The 257-nt window shown below is 66.9% G+C and carries 1 pseudogene; it reads right to left on the bottom strand.

Going from position 1 to position 257, the window contains the following annotated elements:
* Window positions 1–257 (bottom strand): annotated as a pseudogene (locus SB659_RS19965) (hypothetical protein); the annotation flags it as partial.

The raw sequence follows: 257 nt of genomic DNA, 5'->3' as shown, positions 1-257 counted from the left end.
GACGCAACGCGATATCGGCCTCGCGATGTGCAAGGCTGTGGATACGGACATCCGTCAGGATCTCGAGCTCGATGCCCGGAAGTCCAGCAAGGATCTGGCCGAGATGTGGCGCGAGAAGCAGATCGGCAACCGAACGGATGGTCGTCAGCCGCACGCGTCCGCCCGGCCCCTCCGGCGAGACGACGCGGTCACGGATCGCAGAGGCCGCCGACGCCATCGCCGCAGCCTCCGCCGATATCGATTGCCCCTGCACCGTC

It is taken from the genome of Arthrobacter sp. SIMBA_036 (assembly GCF_046535135.1).
Classification (GTDB): domain Bacteria; phylum Actinomycetota; class Actinomycetes; order Actinomycetales; family Micrococcaceae; genus Arthrobacter.
Note: the sequence above shows the minus strand (reverse complement) of the source record. Positions and strands in the feature narration are given on the sequence as shown.